The 1,477-nt window shown below is 30.7% G+C and carries 2 protein-coding genes; both read right to left on the minus strand.

Annotated features, from left to right (window positions below):
* Nucleotides 1-396, minus strand: a 396-nt coding sequence (locus AB1349_14300; protein ID MEW6558496.1) for a methyltransferase domain-containing protein, incomplete at its 3' end; no start/stop codon positions are given.
* Between the two features lie 11 nt (nt 397-407).
* A partial coding sequence (locus AB1349_14305; protein MEW6558497.1) for a glycosyltransferase occupies nt 408-1,477 on the minus strand: 1,070 nt, incomplete at its 5' end.

Consider the following 1,477-nt stretch of genomic DNA (forward strand, 5'->3'; position numbering starts at 1 on the left):
TCTAAGATTTCTTTTCTTCCTGGCTGTCTCGATACTCTTAGAATCAAAATCAATACCCCATACATCGAAGCCAAATTCTCGAGCCTTTTCTAAAAAAATGCCATCGCCACATCCAACATCCAGTAATCTTCCACTTTTTAATGGCAGATTTTCAAAGAACAGGTTCATACTTTGAGATATGCTTCTTAATCCGCCAACATGTAATGACGCATAATCTTTATGGAGTTCATCTTCATAAAATTCTTTAAACATAGCCATAGGGTTCCAAAATTCTAATGAACAGGCGTGACATATGTATAATTTATAATTAGTGTTCATAATTTTTGAATAATAATTTTCTTTATATCTATCCTTATCTATATTTACAGAACATAATGGACACTTTATATCTTTCATCAAATATTTCTCTAAATGTTTGTCATGAAATTATTAAACTCTTTAAACACTTTTTTATACTCAAAATCTCTTACTCTTATTGAAGCATTATTTCTTAATTCTTTATTAAATTCTTCGTTCTGAAGAACATGCAAGATTTCATTGGCGAGGGTTATATAATCCCCTCTTTGAACCAAAATCCCACATTTCCCATTTTCAAGAATTTCTGATGGACCACTTGGACAATCTGTAGCAATTATTGGCAAACCACAAGCCATAGCTTCAATTATTACATTGGCAAAACCTTCAAAGTCTGAGGTAAGAACGAACAGATCTGAGATTGCATAATATTTGTAAGGGTTTTTTTTATAACCAAGGAAATAGATAATGCCTTCTAAGTCAAAATCTTTACTCATCTCTTCAAGAAAAGCTCGATCTTCTCCATCCCCAATAATTAGAACTTTAAAAGGTAAATCTTCATTTTTTATTATGTTTATGGCTTTCAGTAATATATCAATTCTTTTCTGCCTGTTGCTTAATCTTCCAACATATATGATAGTCTTCCTTTTATCTTCCAATAGCCAAGGTTCGTCTAACGTTTCCTTGGAAAGTGTTTTAATATTCTGAAGGTCAACACAACTTGGATGCACAAAAATCTTAGTTTTGATATTGTAAGTTTCTTTTAAGTCTTGCAAAATTCCTTTAGAAAGACAAAGAACACCATCCGAGGCTCGATTAATCAAGATAAAAATATCAATCAAAAATTCTGAAAATGGATTACTTTTTTCCTTAACTGATGACAAATATATCTGATTGAAGATGATGAGCTTTGATTTTAAACTCAAAATCTTTTTAGCAATGTAAGTTATTATACATTCATCCAGAGTCGATACCAATAAGTAATCTATCCTTTTTCTATTTTTTCTTAGCCAAATCACCAAATAAATAAATTTCAATATCAGATTTATTATCCAGGTATATCTATTTTGTCTAACTTGGGGAGTTTTTAAGTAAAGTAATTTAACCTCGTTGTCAAAAAAGTTCTCCGAGGAATTTTGCCTTTCTGTGGTCAGTAGATATGCGACCTCAAAGATATTTTTAT

The organism is Elusimicrobiota bacterium (assembly GCA_040757695.1).
GTDB lineage: Bacteria > Elusimicrobiota > UBA8919 > UBA8919 > UBA8919 > JBFLWK01.